The following is a 15,917-nucleotide window of genomic DNA, read 5'->3' on the forward strand; positions in this document are numbered from 1 at the left end:
GCAGCTGTCAGGGCGCGGCAGTGGCTGCGTCGCCAGCTTCTGGATCGAACGGGAGAGTGATGACCCGTTCGTCGAACCAGACAACTGGGCGCTTACTACGATCTGGAACTGACATTTCTATTCTGTCGTTATTCACGGGAAAACGCTCTTAAACCCATATATCTCAATATATTGTATGGTCAAAACTATCCGAGTATCGGAGGAATATCACGAGTGGCTAAACGCACACAAGGAAAGCGACGAGACGATGGAAGAGACGCTTCGACGGATGACACGCGGTCCTCACCCGGGCGACGTGGCTGGCCTTCTGACCGCGGGAGAAGCCGAAGAGGCTAAAGAGGCGGTGGAAAACCTTCGTGGCCGTGACCGCGACCGCCTTGACGCTGCTGGTAACGCCTTCGAAGCCGAAGATACGACTGAATGATCATCGACTCCTCGTTCCTTTTCGACCTGGTGACATCCTCCCCGTCGTGAACGACGGGGCTTCCCACACGGTGGGAATGCCAGTCAGTCGTCGCTGGCAGTGGGTTCCGACTCTTGAAACGTTGTGAGTGTCATCTACGAGGGTGTCTCGCTCTGCTCACACTGAGTCGTGGCGGTGTCACAACCGCTCCCATCCCGAGGCGAGTCATCGCCTACCTGTTTCACTGGTAGGCTCTCTCCCCACGGGTCAACGCGCCGTGCGATGTTCGCACTCGCGTTAATATCCGCTTGAAACGTCGAAACGTGGCAGTCTAGATTCTTGCACTTGAACTCAGCCTGTCGGGGCCGATACCCGATGTGTTTGCACGAGTGGCACGTCTTCGAGGTGTACTGCGGGTGGACGTACCGAACCGGGACACCGGCATCTTCCGCCTTGTCCTCAATTCGGCCCTGCAACCGAGCAAAGGCCCACGCGTGAAGGCGTCGGTTCATATACTTCCCGTAGTCCAGCGACTCGCGGATGTACGCCAAGTCCTCCATCACGATAACAGGGTTCTCGAACTGGTTAGCGTACTCTACAGACTCACGAGACGCCTTCTCGATGATGTCCGTGAGTCGGTTCTGGTAGTACGAGAATCGCTCCTCAATACGCCACTCCGAAGCGTCTCGCTCTTGGAGTCGCTTGAGTGTCGTGAACATCTCTTTGCGGATTCGCTTGTCTTCTTTCCCGTTGATTAACAGTGGTTTCGTGGGAGTGTCGTGTTGGAGGGCACAGCCCGTGACCAACATCGACTCACCAATATCGAACCCAATCCGGGTCGGATTCTCAGGGATTTCGGAGGTGTCCTTGATTTCGTATTCAACGGTGACGTGGAGCGTCCACGTCTTCCGGTGTTTCTGCAAGCGAAGTTCGCCCACTTTGGTACTCGACTCGTCATCAAGCAGGCTGTCCCACAATTCTTGCTGGTCTGGATTCAGCCGGAGTGGTATCCAGAAGTTGGTTCCGCGACCGGGTTGCGGGACGTTCCAGCAGATCTCGTACTCGCGCTCGGAGTCACGGTCGAACTTTCCGGCTCGATTCACGAAGCGGAGCGGGTGTTCGTCGTCCAACTCTTCGGCGTTGTACGTCTTGTGGAGTTTGGGGACGTAGGACTTGAGGGCGTCTTTCGCTTGGTACGGCAGGTTGTACGGCGTCACCACGTCGTTCGTGGCACTCATCGTCGTACAGTGTTGCTCGAAGGCGTCGTTGAGTGCGTCTCGGTATTCAGACAGCGTTTGCTGGAGGCGTTGCTCTTTACACTGCGTTGGGGGTACGAGTGTGGCTTCCAGCGTCTTATTCGCTGTCTGAGTCGTTGACATCGTAGCCTTCGGATTCGAGTGCTTTGCGAAGGAGTTCGGGATATGCTCGTGAGTGGCGTATCCCGTGGTCGCGGGCGTACTCCTTCACGGCTTCGTGAAGTGGCCCGCCCCGCTCCATATCGAAGGCGGCTCTCATCCACCTAAACGTAAGTTTTAACGTAAGTTAGATGTTGCGGTCGGCATTCGGGCCGAGTATCAGAACGCGGTTAGTTCAGTAGTTGTCGGATTCCCTCCCGGCCTGAAGGCCGGGATTCCCTCCTTGAGGGAAGATGGCGGAAGACGCGGACGCGTTCTCGAAGGGCGAGAAACTCGTTGAGGACGGTGAGATGCAGTGGTTGCCGACTCCGGTGGTCGCAGAGGCCTACTACGGTGTCACCACGGCTCGTAGCGACACCACTGAACAGGAGTTACGCAATCGGCTTCTGGGATATCCGCGTATCGAGGTTGACGAAGCGATCGCGCGGAGAGCTGGCGAACTACTTGTGGAGGCAGACGACCGTTCCGGAGGAAACGCTGGCGTCGGAGCAAATGACGGGTACATTGCTGCGATGGCCGATGTTCTTGATGACGCGGTTCTCACGGACAACGTCGATGATTTTGAAGCGCTCGGCGTCCTGGTTGAGACCTACTGACAACAGCCTACACACCTGTTGCCGACACTTGATACCTTCCTCGCTGTAACCCTCTTCGCCGTCTTGAGCCGAATCATTGCCTGAACAGCGCGGTCACCCCCACAGGTCTTCGATCCGTGCCCGGACATTGGCGACCGTTCGTGTGAACATCGCCGACGGGTGGTGGTTGGAGGGAGAATCGGGAATCGCATCTCCTGATCGGGCTGCTGGTGGCGGGTGAAAATGCGTTCGGGTTGTAGGCAAATTCGGGTGCCGATCCCACCGACACCGCCGGTCCTCTTCGGAAGCGTGCGTCTCTGGTCACTCACCCGGCGCTGAACAGCGCTGCGAGGTCCTTGAGTCCATACAGCGACGTGTCGGACCGCTCGTCGACGACGGTCCGCAACTCGTCGGTGAAACCGGCTCGTGAAAAGACCGCGTACCGTACATCTCGGTCGGCCCCTCGCCATCGGACCTCCGACTCGAGCGCGGTGAGATCATCGAACACCGCTCGCCCGACAGGATCCGCGGTCCACTTACATTCGCCGAGCAACAGCGTCTCGGTCTCGTCGTTGATCCCGACGACATCGATCTCTTCGCCGCTGTACCACCACCGGCCGACCCGCGAGCAGGAGAGAGGAAACGCCGACGTTTGAACCGCCTGCTGACAAACGGTTTCGAAGGTTCGACTCGTGTGCGTCGGTAGCGTCTCGGCGGCCGCCGCCCGGACTGGTGCCGTGCGCCCCTGCTCGAGCGTTCCCCGATTGGGTGCCACGTACCGAAACCAGAACCGAAGGAAGTCGTCGGTCAACCGATACAGCCCCCGGCCGTCTGGATCCGTCACTGGGTGTTCTCGTTCGAGGATTGCGAGCTGCGTGAGATTCTGGAGATACCGGGAGAGGCTGCTCGCGTCGCGACCGATCTCGTTGGCGATCTCGGTGACGCGTGTGGCGCCGCCGGCGATGGCTTCGAGGATCGCCATATACGTCGCGGGCTCGCGGAGTTCTTGGCGTAACAGAAACTCGGGCTCCTCATACAGGAACTCGCCTTTCGAGAGGACGGCCCGCTCAACGTTCTCGAGGAGACTCCGCTCCGGGTCGAACTGTTCGAGATACGCGGGGACGCCGCCGAGTACGCTGTACACCTGGATCTGTGTCTCTAGACCGTCGTCCGGGAAGAACCCGCGAACGTCTGCGAACGACAGCGGCGCGAGTTCCCACTGTCCGGTTCGGCGACCATACAACGGACTCTCGTAGCTCAACACGCCCTCCTCCATCATCGAAATCGACGAACCCAACAACACGAGCGAGATGTCTGTCTCCGCGAGCACCTCGTCGACGATAGTCTGGAACACCGACGGGATTGTGTCGTCCTCGCCGACGAGATACGAGAACTCGTCTAGCGCGACGACGCACGACCCGTTGACGCGGGCTGTGAGGTATCGAAACGCCTCGACGAACCCGTCGACGTCCGGTGTGACGTCGTCGAACGCCTCAGCGCATTGTGCCGCAAACCGCCGGGCGTTGTGCGTTGTGCCCCGCTCGTCACAGAGATAATAGATGGACGTGTCGTCGAGCGTCTCGAGTGCCGTCGTCACCAGTGTCGTCTTCCCGACTCGCCGCCGGCCGTACACGACGAGCAGCTGTCGGTCCGCACGCGTGAGATGTGACGTGAGCCAGTTGAGCTCTGCCTCCCGGTTTATCATTATGTGGACGATAATATTATCGCGTTCATAATAGTTGTTCGGGTTAGCGGTGACAGTTGTACTCTCGCTTTTTCTTTGTAGGAACCGTCGGCACTCCGTTCCGTGGCTTCGTGCCCGTGACGGCCACCTGTCGTCGTTTCCGAGCATCAGTCGTTTCGACTAGCGACCGTAGAGTCCGTCGACAACGGATGTCAGCCGTGGGAGGATGTCCAGAGCAAGACACGTTAGGGTCCGCCGCCATTGACCAAATAAATCTGTGACACCAGAATTATATAGGCAACTCTGCTATTTACCGGTATGACCGCCGACGACCCGCCCCCGGAGTTCGGACTTGCCGAGGGGTTTGGTGCGGATCTCGATGCCGAGCCCGCCGACGAGCGCGTGTATCGGGTCGCACTCCAGCTGTACGAGCCCGCAGGCGTGTCGGCAATCGCCGAGCGCGCCTCATGCGCGCCGGATACCGCTCGACGGCACCTCAAGCGGCTGGCCGATATCGGCGTCGTTGATCGGGTGTCGGAGTCGCCGCTCACGTTCGTTCGCAACGAGTCGTACTTCGAGTGGCGGCTTCAAAATCGGCTCGAAGACCTGTCACGTGACGAGCTTCACGACAGGCTGGCCGAGCTCACCGAGCGCGAACGCGAGTTCCGCGAGCGGTTCGACGCGAACTCACCGACCAACGTGGATGCGTTCGAGCACGCTGACTACGACGACGTCGAGACGGTCTGGCTCGCCCTGAGCGAGTGGGAAACCGTCAGAGACCGGATCGACCGGCTGGAGGCGGTCCGGCGCGGTCGCGGCTTGGATTCGTCTCCTGAGGAGAACGCCGCGTGACCGGGCTTGACCGGTCGCGGTCCCTCGACGAAGCGACCCTTCGGTATCTCAATCGTGCGTTCGGTCGACGTGATGAGGTCCGCCAGACGTCGCTGTTCCCGACGAACAAGCCGGAGCGTCTCGTCGTGACGCTCGATACCGACTCCTATCCCGAGGGCATCGACGCTGTCTCGCTTGAACTCCGCACGTACACAAACGGCGACTTCCACGTCTCGTACCACGAGGCCCGGGCTGGCGACCGGCGACGGTGTCGCTGGGACCGCCACGATCAGCCCCACAACGCCCGCGACCACTACCACCCGCTCCCAGACGCCGGCACGGCTGCTACCGTCGACCAAAGCTACGCGACGGACCTCACGCAGGCCATCGAACAGACCGTCCTCCCGTGGGTCGACAAGCGGGTCGGCACGCTGTGGGAATCGACCACCGATTGAGTCCGTTCGCGTCCGGCTGGGACGCACATCTGTCACCCTCTCTGACTCTATTCGTGTATCCTCACGAGAGCGGGCAAGAACACACCAGCGACTAATGGTGTAGCTCGTCGACTGATATCGCCCGACTACGCTCCGTCTTCGGTGAACGTGAGTGTTTTCGGAACGAGTCGAGGAACGATCCCGTCGAAGTCGTCGTCAAAACTCAATATCCCGTCTATTTCATGGTATTTGACCATCGCGACGGTCATTGCGTCGGTGAAACTGATCTCGTGGTCGGCGTAGGTCTCGTGGACGGAGACGGCGCGATCGAAGAGCGGGGGCGAGGAGTGAAGTAGTTCGATCGCCGACGGATATCCTTCGCCACGAATTCGCTGTCCTACTTTGCGTCCGGCGTCGATATCTCCCGTCCGCATCTGGGTGAGCGTGACCGTCTCGTCGTAGACGTAGTCGCTCGTCATCACGTGGCCGTACTCCGTAGACGAGAGGACGGCGTTTAGTGCGTCGGTGCCAACGGCGTGTCGACTCGCATCGGTGTCGTGATGCGCGTAGAACACGCCGGTGTCGACGAAGACACTCATCCGTAGAGAATGTCGTCGATGTCGTCCTCGGTCGTTTTGACACCGGAGGCGATCGTCCCCTCGTTGAACGCCTCCAGTTCTGTGTCGTCAAGCGCCGTCTTCCCGTCGCGGAACGAATCGACGAACTCCGCGCGAGAGTCGACTGCCGACTGGATCAGCGTCGAGAGGATATCTTGTTGCGTGACCTTCTTTCCGGTCTTGAGCCGAATCTCCGCCTGAAGCTCTTCGAGGTTCGATTTCGCGTCTTCGTCCATCTTGACTGCTGTCGCCATATCTAATAGTTGTGGACACAACCTAGTTAATCTTTCTACTGCGATCAACCGCACAACGCTCGAGACCACTACTATCCGCTCTCGGACGCCGGCACGGCTGCTGCCGTCGACCAAAGCTACGCGACGGACCTCACGCAGGTCATCGAACAGACCGTCCTCCCGTGGGTCGACAAGCGGGTCGGCGCGCTGTGGGAATCGACCACCGAGTGAACCGCTTCGCCGTCGTACTGTAGCAGGGGATATCGGTCGTCTCGGTCACCGGTGCGGGTCAGCGAGTTGAGCCGCTCAGACACCGTTTTCGCGAAATCGCTTCACGGTCACGTCGACGTCGTCGAAATCGTCGTCAGCACCCGTGTAGGCTGTCGCCCCTTCCATCGCTGCTGTGGCCAGGGTAAAGGCGTCTCCGAGTGCGACGTTGTAGTCGCGTTTGTAATCAGCGGCCGATTCCCAGACGTCATCAGCGGTAACGACGTCGCACCAGTTTCGAATCCGAGCTACGTATGCTTGCGCCGCCTCCGGGTCGTCTCGTCCGCATACGTACCGCACTTCGGTACACGTCACTGTATTCACTGACCCCTTCAGCTGGCCGTCTTCTACGCCGTCAATGATCGCTTCGACGGCATCACTCCCAGGCTCGTCCCAGTAATAGGCAATCAGCGGTTCCGCGTCGAATACCACGTGATCCATTAATTATCTCGCTCGAGGCGTTGGCTTCGCTCCTTGTCCGCCTTCCGCTCTTCACGAAGGATGTCTGTTCCGCGTTCTGCCGTGGTTGCGGCTCCACGGAAGTCTCGAAGGCTGGGGAGGGGTTCAACGACGATTTCTCCATGCTCGTTTTCGTGGATGCGGACCCTGCTTCCCGGTTCGATTCCATGCTTTTCCCGAAGCTCTTTGGGGATTGTTGCCTGTCCCTTCTGACTCAGGCTCACGATTCGACCTTCGTCAGTTGTACTTGTCATAGTATTACTATTTGAGGTACTACATTGAATCTTTTCCCAGTCGCTCTGATGATCAGTTCGTAACACACGTGTTCTCCGGAACACAAGTACGAATTTAACCAACGTACTTGACCGATATTGTTGGTTAATAGTGGCCAATCTGAATGCGGTATCGTCCGCCGTCGGATCTGTTTGTAGCCCTCGAATAGGGAGAAAGGGAGTTGAGTGAACTACCCCACCCTACTCGCTCACCGCTGACGCGGTTCGCTCCTTGAGGGTGGGGCTTCCTGCTTCCACGACGCGCTTTGCAGACACCGAGGTGTCCACAGGGAGCGCAGTCTCCACAGGCGTTCGTTCGGAGTGTCCCACTCCTACATCTTCGAGGCCGCGAGAAAGGATGTTCCACGCCGCGTTTGCGTCCCTGTCCGCCTCAAACCCGCAGGCGAGACAGGAGTGTTCACGGACCCACAGCGGCTTGTCGGTCGAAACGCCGCACGACGCGCACTCTTTGGTCGTCCCTCTCGGGTTCACCGCGACGAAGTGGGTCCCTTCGCGCTCGCACTTGTATTCGAGCAACGAGAGGAACGTTCGCCACGCCGCCGACGCCGTGTTGCGGCTGTTCGACGGCGACTCCATCATCCCCTTCACGTTTAGGTCTTCGACCGCCACAAGGTCGTACTCCCGGGCGTAGTAGTTCGAGAGTTTGTGTAAGAAGTCACGGCGCTTCCGTCGGAGGTCAGCGTGACACTCCGCGACCCGCCGCCGTTGCTTCTCGTAGTTGTTCGATCCGTGCTGTTTGCGCGAGAGCTTCCGTTGCTCGCGCTCCAAGCGGCCGCGTTCGTCTGAGAGGTCGAGCGACCCGACAGCCGTGCCGTCGGTATCGTGGGCGTACTTGAGAATTCCCACGTCGATACCGACGCACGTCTCGGGGTTCTCAGCCGGTTCAGGTGGTTTGCGATCCATTTCGACGCCGAAGGTGGCGAACCACTCGCCCGTCGGTTCCTTCTTGACCGTGACCTGTTTGAGCGTCGCGTCGTCGGGGATGGCGCGGTGGATCCGAATCGGTATGTCTCCGAGTTTCGAGAGTGACAGCACAGTCTGACCGCCCTTCTTGTCGAGCTTGAAGCCAGACTGACTGTAGGTGAAACTGCGGAACTCCCGTGGTGGCTTCCACTTGAGTTGACCGACACGGTAGCCGTTCTCCTTGAGCGCGGAGAGGCCTTTCAGGTTGTCGAACAGCCGTTCCACAACGGTTTGGAGAACCTTCGAGTACACGTCCGAGAGGTCGTCCCACCACTTCTTGAGGTCGGGTAGCTCCGACCGTAGCGTGGTCATGGACGGCAGTTCACCGTGTTCGTTTTGGTACTCGTTAAGTCGGTAGAGCGTGTGGTTATAGAGTTGCCGACAAATATCGCGGTGGCGGTCCAACTCCTCGCGGTGGGCGTCGGACGGCGTGAGGCGATATTTGTAGGCGTAGTACATCAGCTCTCCCGCTGATGTTCGACGTACTGTTTCAGCACATCCAGCGACACCTGCCCCGTCGAGATGAGGCAGTACGAGTCGTTCCAGAACGAGTCGCCCCACAGGTCGGTCTTCAGTTCGTCCGCGTACTCGTTACGGATACGGCGGGCGGTAGCGCCCTTGACCGTATTGATGAACTTCACGAGGTCTGTGGTAGGTTTCGCTCGGAACAGGATGTGAACGTGGTCGTCCTCGCCGTCGAGATTCGTCAGTTCGACGCCGTACTTGTCCGTGAACCCGCTGATGACCCCGCGAATGAATTGGGTTCGCTCCTCGGTTAGCACTCCGCGCCGATACTTCGTGGTGAGTATCAGGTGGTAGTGTAGGGAGAACGTCGAATGCGCTCCCGAGTCGAGGTCATACTCCATTAGGTTCACCCTATTGTACGACACCCCAATACAAAAACGTTGCGACTACGTTGGCCTGTGGGCCTGTAACCGTATCGCTGTATGAACAGATGATGACGGCGCTGTATCCCCACCCTACTCCGCTCCCTTCGGTCGCTCCGTTGAGGGTGGGGGCTTAGCGCCTATATCCAGCTAAACGCTTTGAGCGAGTTTTCCACGGCGTCTGTATTTAAGATTAACAGCGGTGAGTATACACAATGTCAGATCTACTCCCCACCATTCAAACCGATTTATATAGTTTTTATACACAGAGAGACCTGTATGGAGGGTTTTGTATACCTCATTGTATTCGACGCGTTCATACTCGTGTGCTAACATATTCCGGAAGCCGATGGCGGCAACGAGTGTATCGGCTGTCTCTATGTCGGTGACGCCCTCACGATCAAAAACTTGTATGGCGCCTTCAGGGTGGGTTCTTGGCCGTGTTGAGGGAGACTGTGTCTCCGGTTTCGTAGGCGCGTCGCCAGAGTTGGTGGACCGCTCGAGCGACGAGTCTCGGTTCTGTTACCTCGATACAGGACGCAGTTCGACATCCCGGCTGGATATTCCACGCTGAGCAAATACACAGCTTCAAATAATTTCAATTACATAGGTTACGTATGGCGAAACAGGTCGTCACACGCACCTACACTGCTTCCATTCGGAATCAGTTGCGGGTGTCTGACGATCTTGATGCCCTCGGGTTCGCAGCCTCGAAACTTTGGAACGTCGGACGGTGGACATGTAGCCGAATCTGGGATGAAGTCGGTCACATCCCGAACCACACCGGACTCACCGCGTACCTGAAGTCACACGAACGCTATAATGACCTCCATTCTCAGTCAAGTCAGCGAGTCCTTCAAGAACTCGCTGAGGCGTTCTCTGGCTGGTACGGCAACCGACAAAACGGAGACACGAACGCGAACCCGCCCGGCTACCGCAAACACGGCGACGAACACCCGCGTTCCACGGTGACATTCAAAGCCGCCGGCTTCAAACTCGATACCCAGTACAACCGCGTCCGACTCTCTAAAGGCTCGAATCTGAAAGAGTACTGGTCGGATTTCGTCCTGTGTAAGTATCAAATCCGCCCGGACGTTGACCTCTCCGCCGTGGAGAACGTCCAACAAGTCAAGATTGTGTGGACGGGCGACGAGTGGGAACTACACTTCGTCTGTAAGGTCGAAATCGACGTGGATGAAGCCCCCGGTGAGAAGACGGTCGGTGTTGATCTCGGGATCAACAACTTCGCCGCGCTCGCGTATGAAGACGGCCACAGCGAGTTGTACCCGCTTAATTGCTTGAAACAGGACGACTACTACTTCAGCAAGCGAATCGCTCGGTGTGACGACTCCGATTCCGAGCAGGCCACCCGACTGAACCAGAAGAAGTCGGCCCGCCGAACCCATTACTTCCACACCCTCTCGAAGCACATCGTCCAGCGGTGTGTTGACGAGGAGATTGGAACGCTTGTGGTGGGCGATCTCTCCGGTGTCCGTGAGGATAAGCGGAACGGCGAGTCAAAAGACCGGGGTAAACACGGGAATCTCGACCTCCACTCGTGGGCGTTCGACCGATTTACCAACCTTCTCGAATACAAAGCGGTGATGGAAGGAATCACAGTCGAGCAAGTGTCTGAGCGGGATACGTCGAAGTCGTGCTCGTGCTGTGACCGGAAGCGTGACGCGAACCGTGTTGAACGCGGACTGTATGTCTGTGATGAGTGCGGTACAGTAGCGAACGCAGATGTGAACGGCGCTGAGAACATTCGGCAGAAAGTATCTCCGAGTTCACCGACTCTCTCGGTGAATAGGAGTAACGGCTGGTTGGCACAGCCATCGACGTTCTTGTTTGACAAGGAAACTGGCGCATTCGCGCCTCAAGAACAGGTAACGTCGTAAACCACAATATCCCAACCCAGCGGTGCGGTACCGTGGGAATCCTCGCACTTCAGCGCGGGGAGGATGTCAAGGAATCGGCGTCAGGCGAGTGGTGAAAATGTCGATCCGGCGCATCGGGTTTTGGATGATGGTCAAACCGGAAGTCGAGACCGTTCTCGTCTGTGTGGTGGACGCTGTAGCACCCCGTTTGATACAGATACGAGTGTATATCTCCGTCTTCAGGCGGGGGTCAAGCGGACAATAGCCTACACACCCATCGACGACGCTGCGGCTGGATTTCTCACCGTTCTACCGGTAGTATTAACACGCTGACGAACTATAGTGTACATCACGGATGAAGACCACACGGCACGCGACCTACAACCTCAACTACCACATAGTGTGGTTGCCGAAGTACCGTCAATCGGTACTCGTCAATGAGGTCGCTGACCGTGTGCGGACCATCCTCCACGAAATAGCCGACAGCAAAGGCGTCGAAATTCTCGACCTCACCGTACAGCCCGATCACGTTCACATGTTCGTCAGTAGTCCGCCGAAGAACGAACCGGCGCTCCTCGCCAACTGGTTCAAGGGTATCTCCTCGCGGAAGTACAACCACCGCTACGCCGACCACGACAGCGAGAAAATCGGATGGGCGCGAGGCTACTACGCAGGGACCGCCGGGCACGTTTCGAGTGAGACGGTCAAGAAATACATCCAACAGCACAAGCAGAACGAGTCGTGACCGAACTCACGAAGACGTTAGAACTGAAACTGGTGGAGCCGACCGCCCACAAGCGGCGGAAACTCCGCGAGACGCGAGAGGCGTACCAGCAGGCGCTTCACGATGCCTTCGACGCTGACTGTGCCACGCAGACCGAAGCGAACGACATCGTGGTCGAGCACGATCTGAGCGGGTACGCGAAAAATGCGCTCAAACAGTACGTCCCGCAGCTCACGACGACCTACAACGCGGATGAACTTCACGACGACCACCCCGTCCGCTTCACGAACGAGGGGCTACGACTCGACCACAAGCCCGAAAACGCGATCGAGTGGTACGTCAAAATCCCGCACCACGAAGACTACCACCTCTGGATGCCAGCACAGCCGAACCCCAAACAGCGAGACTGGCTGGAAGCGTTGAACGCAGGAGATGCCAGGATGGGTGAGAGTCGGCTGTTCGAGCGGGACGGTGGGTGGTATCTCCACGTCACCGCTACCCGCGACGTTGAGGATGGTTCCGAGGTGTCTGCCGAAGAACAGATGCCCATCGGTGTCGATATTGGGGAAGCGTCGCTCGTCACGGTGTGTCACCGCGACGACCACGGTTCTCCGACTGCGCCTAAATTGTGGGCCGACGAGGGGAAGACCATTCGTCGGCTCCGTAAGACCTATTTCACTGCCAAGCGCCGACTCCAGACGCGTGGAAGCGAGCGTATCGCGGAGTCCTTTGGCGACGACGTGTGGAGACAGATAGACGACGTGTTCCACCACGTCACCCGCGAAGTAGTGGAGTACGCCGAATCCGTCGAGAATCCCGTTCTCGTGCTAGAAGATTTGACGCACATCCGGGAGTCGATGGACTACGGCGAGTATATGAACCGTCGTCTCCACGGGTGGGGGTTCGCCAAAATCCACGCGCAGATACGCTACAAGGCCGTTGAGAAGGGTATCCCCGTTGAGACGGTGAACCCGCGCAACACCTCGAAGGAGTGCCATGCGTGCGGTGAGGTGGGGTATCGTCCGAAGCAGGCGACGTTCACGTGCCCGAACAAGGCCTGCTGGGTAAGCGAGTACCAAGCAGACGTGAACGGCGCGATAAACATCGCAGACCGCTACCTCAGCGGAGAGAGCCATTCAAGAGAACACACGGATGGCGATGACTCGGCTGAGGATGGGGGGCGTTTGACCGCCCCACAAGACACCCAAGCCGATGCTACCCAGCAAGAGACGCTTGGGACGTATGCGTCTTGAAACTGTAAGGCCACGCTCGGCCTGAAATCCCGTGGTGGGATTCCCGCGAATTTAGGCGCGGGATGTGGTCAAACCAGCGGATATCGAACCGACACCACGTCGCGTCAGCGATACCGTCGGCAACGTGGATTCGTAGTTCGGTCGGGTCAAGTAGGCTGTCGAAGCTCGCGTGGTCGACGAGCCCATCGAGTGCGAGAAACTCCTCTCGGATCTCTTCGAGGGCTGCGATGTCGAGCGACCCGACATCCCCCTCGATGTCTTCGTCCATCTACGCGGTGGTGCGTGAGGCGTCGTCACCGAATACACCACGCTCTCGGCGCTCGGTTGTAGACTCAGCGGTGCGCACTGCGGCTGCGTGACTATCGTCGGGGTCAAACTCGTAGAGCGCGAGCGCGGCCTGTGCGATCTCGAGGTTCTGCTCGATCTGGCGCCAGCGCGCGACATCACCCCAGCCGTCGTCGCCGGCGTCGAGTGCGAGGGTGAGCTCGTCGATCGTTCCGACCTCGTGGGTTTCCTTGATGTTCGCGCGCTCTTCTTGGAGCTCCTTGATCGATTTACGGATCTCAGCTTTCGTGTGTTCGCGGTGAATCGCGGCGATACGACGCATCGCGAGCATCTGGGGGGCGCGCATGTACTGACTGCCGGCGTCGGTGGTGATGCGCTTGACACGACCGTCCGCAGCCATCGTCGAGAGATACTTGCGCGCCGTCGGCGGGCTAACACGGGCGCGATCGGCGATCTCCTCGGCGGATTGCGGCTCGGTCGTCACGTCAACGACCTGTCGAACGCGGTCGAATGCCGTCGTGTCCTCTGTCCACTGCTCGATAACGGCCTCGTTCACGTCGCCCTCCCAAAGATTCTCCGGGGGGTCGCTGGTAGTCATGATAACGGGTACGTGGTGGAGCATAAAATATCTTTGCTAGAGAAAATATTCGTTAGGTAGAGTCGTCACCACACGCCGTCGATCGCGCGCCGATAGGCTGTTTCCGCCTGTTTGGCGATCGCGTCCCAGTCGTACTGCCGGGCGTGTTCGGTGGGTCCCGCCCAGTGCGGCGTCGAGCCGTGTCGCGAGAGCCTCTACCGTGGGCTCGACGCCAAAGCCCGCGTCGGCGATCACCTCGCTGGCGGCCGACTCCGGGTGATCCGCTGCGATCACAGTACAGTCTGCGGCCATCGCCTTCGGGGCGGACGCGTCTCCGTCGTCGACGAGGACGCCGCAAGACGCCACCTGCTCGGCGTGAGAGAGCGGATTCGCTTGTGCTTCGAGCAGCTCGCGTTCGGGGCCTCATCGTGGAACAACATTCCCGAGAGATATCTCAGCTGATCACCACAAAGCGTCTTTCTCGAATCCGACAAGATCAAATATTTGATATTAATGCTTTTTTGACTTCCTTCTCACCAGCAGCCGTGAGCTGACCGATTGGTTTTCCCTGCCTGATTGCGCCGGGTGGAATCGTGTACAGCGCCCATGGCATGAAGTACGAATGCCTGCTCAGTGAGATCCCTTTCAGATGAGTATCTTTGACTTCGGGAGTGTACTGGTTCTGATATTTGTTGGCGCTCGTCCCGATACACATAATCGTACAGTCGGTTGCGCCGAACGGGTGCGTATCGTGCGCTAAAATGACACCCGGGCGGTCTGCGTGTGCGTTCGTCGGATCTCGAATCCAACAGACCGTCCCAGACGGGTACCTACTCATGCTGGAGGTCTGCTTCGAGTTCCTCGAGTTCCGCCTCCAGTTCCGCGTCGTCCGGCTCTCCTGCCGGCGTCATCGCTTCGGGATCGGGTTCGTCTGTGTCTCGGTGGTGCGCAAACAGTCGATTCACTTGATCGAGATTTGCGACGTACCGGTGGATGTCATCACGCTCGGGGAGCGCATGGTAATACCCGTCTTCGGTTTTCCCGACGTATTCCTCGTCGTAGAGCCGAGCAAGCGTTGTCGTGGCCGTCCCTCGGGGGATTCCCAGGTCCTCATCGAGGTCTTTCGAAGAGAATCCCCATTCGGGATTTTCGTACAGGTGTGCGACGATGTCCGACTTCGTGGTGCCCGGCCGAAGATCGAGTTCTGGATCGTGGGTTTCAAGATAGACGGGCATGCTGTACCAGTCTGTAGTAGTGTGTAGTATATAGTAGTTTTCCAGCGTGTGCCCTGTGTACGACACTTCGGTTTCAACCTCACGCGAGCGGTGGCATCGTCGTCCGACCACACTCACCACGCGCCGTCGATCGCACGCCGGTAGGCCGCCTCCGCTTTCTCGACGATCGCGTCCCAGTCGTTCCTTTTGCCGTGATCCGTTGGCGCCGTGGGCGGCCGGCTCCCGCCCAGCGCGGCGTCGAGCCGCTCTCCCACCGCGTCGACGGTGGACTTGACGCAGAAGCCCGCGTCGGCGATCACCTTGCTGGCGGCCGACTCCAGGTGCTCGGCCGCGATCACAGTGTAGTCCGCGGCCATCGCCTTGACGAGGCTGATACTGAACCTCTCACGGGTGCTCGGCGACGCGAAGATGCCGGCGGCCCGCATGTAGCCGAGCACGTCCGCCTACTGATCGAGAACGCCCAGCAAGTCGATGCGGTCGGCGTGGACCTCGCGTTTGGGCCCGTCGCATTCCCCATACTCGATTGAATATTTTCTAGCCCATTCAATCATGTCGTGCTCCTCTACCCGAAGTCGTAGTCAGTCTCGCGAGCGCTGACGTACTCATCATTGCCCGTTCGATCGGGCACGTAATTCCCGGTGAAGGGCAACCGCTGCCACATGGAATGACGGATCGACGAGCGAGCCGTGGGAACCGATTGCGAGGATGTTACGGAGAATCGAGGAGAAAGCCTCGCGCTTTAGCGCGGGGAGGATGTCAAAAATCATCTGGACAACCATTCAAGAAGACGTGCCTACATCGGGAACACAGATCAAGTCCGTTCGAGACGAACTCGGGTAACAGCGACTGGCGCGTTTTGCTCCTATTCTATGCCAGTGGCCGTTCCGTTCTCCCAGGTCACGGAG

At 58.6% G+C, this 15,917-nt stretch carries 21 protein-coding genes and 3 pseudogenes; 7 read left to right on the top strand and 17 right to left on the bottom strand.

Annotated features, from left to right (window positions below):
- Positions 1 to 7: 7 nt before the first annotated feature.
- Positions 8 to 100: pseudogene (locus ABNG04_RS18135) on the bottom strand (HVO_A0114 family putative DNA-binding protein); the annotation flags it as partial.
- Between the two features lie 75 nt (positions 101 to 175).
- Between ABNG04_RS18135 and ABNG04_RS07920 the strand changes: the two are divergent.
- A complete protein-coding gene (locus ABNG04_RS07920) occupies positions 176 to 424 on the top strand; it encodes a hypothetical protein (RefSeq protein WP_371161552.1) in 249 nt (82 codons plus the stop codon).
- Between the two features lie 134 nt (positions 425 to 558).
- Here ABNG04_RS07920 and ABNG04_RS07925 read toward each other — a convergent pair whose 3' ends face one another.
- Complete coding sequence (locus ABNG04_RS07925; RefSeq protein WP_371161554.1) at positions 559 to 1,782, bottom strand: RNA-guided endonuclease TnpB family protein; 1,224 nt, start codon at positions 1,780 to 1,782, stop codon at positions 559 to 561.
- Positions 1,783 to 2,051: 269 nt separating this feature from the next.
- Here ABNG04_RS07925 and ABNG04_RS07930 point away from each other — a divergent pair, with 269 nt between their 5' ends.
- Positions 2,052 to 2,414, top strand: a complete 363-nt coding sequence (locus ABNG04_RS07930; RefSeq protein WP_371161556.1) for a PIN domain-containing protein — start codon at positions 2,052 to 2,054, stop codon at positions 2,412 to 2,414.
- A 93-nt stretch (positions 2,415 to 2,507) separates the two neighbouring features.
- On the opposite strand, the pseudogene ABNG04_RS18140 reads toward ABNG04_RS07930, so the two are convergent.
- Together ABNG04_RS18140 and ABNG04_RS07935 are read right to left on the bottom strand one after the other, a co-directional pair.
- Positions 2,508 to 2,684, bottom strand: a pseudogene (locus ABNG04_RS18140) (toxin-antitoxin system TumE family protein); the annotation flags it as partial.
- Positions 2,685 to 2,718: 34 nt separating this feature from the next.
- Positions 2,719 to 4,098 (bottom strand): ATP-binding protein, encoded by a 1,380-nt coding sequence (locus tag ABNG04_RS07935; RefSeq protein WP_371161558.1) that lies wholly within the window; start codon positions 4,096 to 4,098, stop codon positions 2,719 to 2,721.
- A gap of 297 nt (positions 4,099 to 4,395) precedes the next feature.
- On the opposite strand from ABNG04_RS07935, the gene ABNG04_RS07940 reads away from it, so the two are divergent.
- Positions 4,396 to 4,929, top strand: coding sequence for a DUF7342 family protein (locus ABNG04_RS07940; RefSeq protein WP_371161560.1), 534 nt, complete (start codon positions 4,396 to 4,398; stop codon positions 4,927 to 4,929).
- Positions 4,926 to 5,363: a toxin-antitoxin system TumE family protein gene (locus ABNG04_RS07945; RefSeq protein WP_371161562.1), complete on the top strand. Its 438-nt coding sequence runs from the start codon at positions 4,926 to 4,928 to the stop codon at positions 5,361 to 5,363. Before ABNG04_RS07940 ends, ABNG04_RS07945 begins: the two co-directional genes overlap by 4 nt.
- A gap of 125 nt (positions 5,364 to 5,488) precedes the next feature.
- Here ABNG04_RS07945 and ABNG04_RS07950 read toward each other — a convergent pair whose 3' ends face one another.
- From ABNG04_RS07950 to ABNG04_RS07980, 7 genes are all read right to left on the bottom strand, one after another.
- Positions 5,489 to 5,941 (bottom strand): type II toxin-antitoxin system VapC family toxin, encoded by a 453-nt coding sequence (locus ABNG04_RS07950; protein WP_371161564.1) that lies wholly within the window; start codon positions 5,939 to 5,941, stop codon positions 5,489 to 5,491.
- Positions 5,938 to 6,213: a hypothetical protein gene (locus ABNG04_RS07955; RefSeq protein WP_371161565.1), complete on the bottom strand. Its 276-nt coding sequence runs from the start codon at positions 6,211 to 6,213 to the stop codon at positions 5,938 to 5,940. The genes ABNG04_RS07950 and ABNG04_RS07955 overlap by 4 nt, the downstream gene beginning before the upstream one ends.
- Positions 6,214 to 6,498: 285 nt before the next feature.
- Complete coding sequence (locus ABNG04_RS07960) at positions 6,499 to 6,900, bottom strand: type II toxin-antitoxin system VapC family toxin (protein ID WP_371161567.1); 402 nt, start codon at positions 6,898 to 6,900, stop codon at positions 6,499 to 6,501.
- Complete coding sequence (locus ABNG04_RS07965; protein ID WP_371161569.1) at positions 6,900 to 7,172, bottom strand: AbrB/MazE/SpoVT family DNA-binding domain-containing protein; 273 nt, start codon at positions 7,170 to 7,172, stop codon at positions 6,900 to 6,902. The genes ABNG04_RS07960 and ABNG04_RS07965 overlap by 1 nt, the downstream gene beginning before the upstream one ends.
- Positions 7,173 to 7,391: 219 nt before the next feature.
- The gene (locus ABNG04_RS07970) at positions 7,392 to 8,633 is read right to left on the bottom strand and encodes an RNA-guided endonuclease InsQ/TnpB family protein (RefSeq protein ID WP_371161571.1); all 1,242 of its coding nucleotides are present in this window, start codon (positions 8,631 to 8,633) and stop codon (positions 7,392 to 7,394) included.
- Positions 8,633 to 9,040, bottom strand: coding sequence for an IS200/IS605 family transposase (gene tnpA, locus ABNG04_RS07975; RefSeq protein WP_371161572.1), 408 nt, complete (start codon positions 9,038 to 9,040; stop codon positions 8,633 to 8,635). The genes ABNG04_RS07970 and tnpA (ABNG04_RS07975) overlap by 1 nt, the downstream gene beginning before the upstream one ends.
- A gap of 171 nt (positions 9,041 to 9,211) precedes the next feature.
- Positions 9,212 to 9,475 (bottom strand): HepT-like ribonuclease domain-containing protein, encoded by a 264-nt coding sequence (locus ABNG04_RS07980; protein WP_371161960.1) that lies wholly within the window; start codon positions 9,473 to 9,475, stop codon positions 9,212 to 9,214.
- Between the two features lie 203 nt (positions 9,476 to 9,678).
- Between ABNG04_RS07980 and ABNG04_RS07985 the strand changes: the two genes are divergently transcribed.
- On the top strand, positions 9,679 to 10,959 hold the full coding sequence (locus ABNG04_RS07985; protein ID WP_371161574.1) for an RNA-guided endonuclease InsQ/TnpB family protein: 1,281 nt from the start codon (positions 9,679 to 9,681) through the stop codon (positions 10,957 to 10,959).
- 49 nt (positions 10,960 to 11,008) lie between these two features.
- Here ABNG04_RS07985 and ABNG04_RS18145 read toward each other — a convergent pair whose 3' ends face one another.
- Complete coding sequence (locus ABNG04_RS18145) at positions 11,009 to 11,167, bottom strand: toxin-antitoxin system TumE family protein (protein ID WP_510963762.1); 159 nt, start codon at positions 11,165 to 11,167, stop codon at positions 11,009 to 11,011.
- A 126-nt stretch (positions 11,168 to 11,293) separates the two neighbouring features.
- On the opposite strand from ABNG04_RS18145, the gene tnpA (ABNG04_RS07990) reads away from it, so the two are divergent.
- Both tnpA (ABNG04_RS07990) and ABNG04_RS07995 read left to right on the top strand, forming a co-directional pair.
- On the top strand, positions 11,294 to 11,683 hold the full coding sequence (tnpA, locus tag ABNG04_RS07990) for an IS200/IS605 family transposase (RefSeq protein ID WP_371161576.1): 390 nt from the start codon (positions 11,294 to 11,296) through the stop codon (positions 11,681 to 11,683).
- On the top strand, positions 11,680 to 12,915 hold the full coding sequence (locus ABNG04_RS07995) for an RNA-guided endonuclease InsQ/TnpB family protein (protein ID WP_371161578.1): 1,236 nt from the start codon (positions 11,680 to 11,682) through the stop codon (positions 12,913 to 12,915). Before tnpA (ABNG04_RS07990) ends, ABNG04_RS07995 begins: the two co-directional genes overlap by 4 nt.
- Here ABNG04_RS07995 and ABNG04_RS08000 read toward each other — a convergent pair.
- From ABNG04_RS08000 to ABNG04_RS08020, 5 genes and pseudogenes are all read right to left on the bottom strand, one after another.
- Complete coding sequence (locus ABNG04_RS08000; RefSeq protein WP_371161580.1) at positions 12,878 to 13,183, bottom strand: hypothetical protein; 306 nt, start codon at positions 13,181 to 13,183, stop codon at positions 12,878 to 12,880. The genes ABNG04_RS07995 and ABNG04_RS08000 overlap by 38 nt on opposite strands.
- Positions 13,184 to 13,798: a DUF7342 family protein gene (locus ABNG04_RS08005; RefSeq protein ID WP_371161582.1), complete on the bottom strand. Its 615-nt coding sequence runs from the start codon at positions 13,796 to 13,798 to the stop codon at positions 13,184 to 13,186.
- 65 nt (positions 13,799 to 13,863) lie between these two features.
- Positions 13,864 to 14,095 (bottom strand): annotated as a pseudogene (locus tag ABNG04_RS08010) (glycosyltransferase family 1 protein); the annotation flags it as partial.
- Positions 14,096 to 14,607: 512 nt separating this feature from the next.
- Entirely contained in the window at positions 14,608 to 15,012 is a 405-nt protein-coding gene (locus tag ABNG04_RS08015; protein WP_371161584.1) for a MarR family transcriptional regulator, read from the bottom strand.
- Between the two features lie 113 nt (positions 15,013 to 15,125).
- Positions 15,126 to 15,449, bottom strand: coding sequence for a glycosyltransferase (locus ABNG04_RS08020; RefSeq protein WP_371161586.1), 324 nt, complete (start codon positions 15,447 to 15,449; stop codon positions 15,126 to 15,128).
- Between the last annotated feature and the right edge of the window lie 468 nt (positions 15,450 to 15,917).

It is taken from the genome of Halorubrum miltondacostae, assembly GCF_041379815.1.
GTDB classification, from domain to species: Archaea; Halobacteriota; Halobacteria; order Halobacteriales; family Haloferacaceae; genus Halorubrum; species Halorubrum miltondacostae.

Bases quoted from the DNA above. Each gene is read 5' to 3' on its own strand.
- ABNG04_RS08000 (WP_371161580.1), bottom strand. From the start codon at position 13,183: ATGGACGAAGACATCGAGGGGGATGTCGGGTCGCTCGACATCGCAGCC.
- tnpA (WP_371161576.1), top strand. From the start codon at position 11,294: ATGAAGACCACACGGCACGCGACCTACAACCTCAACTACCACATAGTG.
- ABNG04_RS07970 (WP_371161571.1), bottom strand. From the start codon at position 8,633: ATGTACTACGCCTACAAATATCGCCTCACGCCGTCCGACGCCCACCGC.
- ABNG04_RS08015 (WP_371161584.1), bottom strand. From the start codon at position 15,012: ATGCCCGTCTATCTTGAAACCCACGATCCAGAACTCGATCTTCGGCCG.
- ABNG04_RS07950 (WP_371161564.1), bottom strand. From the start codon at position 5,941: ATGAGTGTCTTCGTCGACACCGGCGTGTTCTACGCGCATCACGACACC.
- tnpA (WP_371161572.1), bottom strand. From the start codon at position 9,040: ATGGAGTATGACCTCGACTCGGGAGCGCATTCGACGTTCTCCCTACAC.
- ABNG04_RS07930 (WP_371161556.1), top strand. From the start codon at position 2,052: ATGGCGGAAGACGCGGACGCGTTCTCGAAGGGCGAGAAACTCGTTGAG.
- ABNG04_RS07965 (WP_371161569.1), bottom strand. From the start codon at position 7,172: ATGACAAGTACAACTGACGAAGGTCGAATCGTGAGCCTGAGTCAGAAG.
- ABNG04_RS07940 (WP_371161560.1), top strand. From the start codon at position 4,396: ATGACCGCCGACGACCCGCCCCCGGAGTTCGGACTTGCCGAGGGGTTT.
- ABNG04_RS07985 (WP_371161574.1), top strand. From the start codon at position 9,679: ATGGCGAAACAGGTCGTCACACGCACCTACACTGCTTCCATTCGGAAT.
- ABNG04_RS07935 (WP_371161558.1), bottom strand. From the start codon at position 4,098: ATGATAAACCGGGAGGCAGAGCTCAACTGGCTCACGTCACATCTCACG.
- ABNG04_RS07960 (WP_371161567.1), bottom strand. From the start codon at position 6,900: ATGGATCACGTGGTATTCGACGCGGAACCGCTGATTGCCTATTACTGG.
- ABNG04_RS07955 (WP_371161565.1), bottom strand. From the start codon at position 6,213: ATGGCGACAGCAGTCAAGATGGACGAAGACGCGAAATCGAACCTCGAA.
- ABNG04_RS08005 (WP_371161582.1), bottom strand. From the start codon at position 13,798: ATGACTACCAGCGACCCCCCGGAGAATCTTTGGGAGGGCGACGTGAAC.
- ABNG04_RS07925 (WP_371161554.1), bottom strand. From the start codon at position 1,782: ATGTCAACGACTCAGACAGCGAATAAGACGCTGGAAGCCACACTCGTA.
- ABNG04_RS07920 (WP_371161552.1), top strand. From the start codon at position 176: ATGGTCAAAACTATCCGAGTATCGGAGGAATATCACGAGTGGCTAAAC.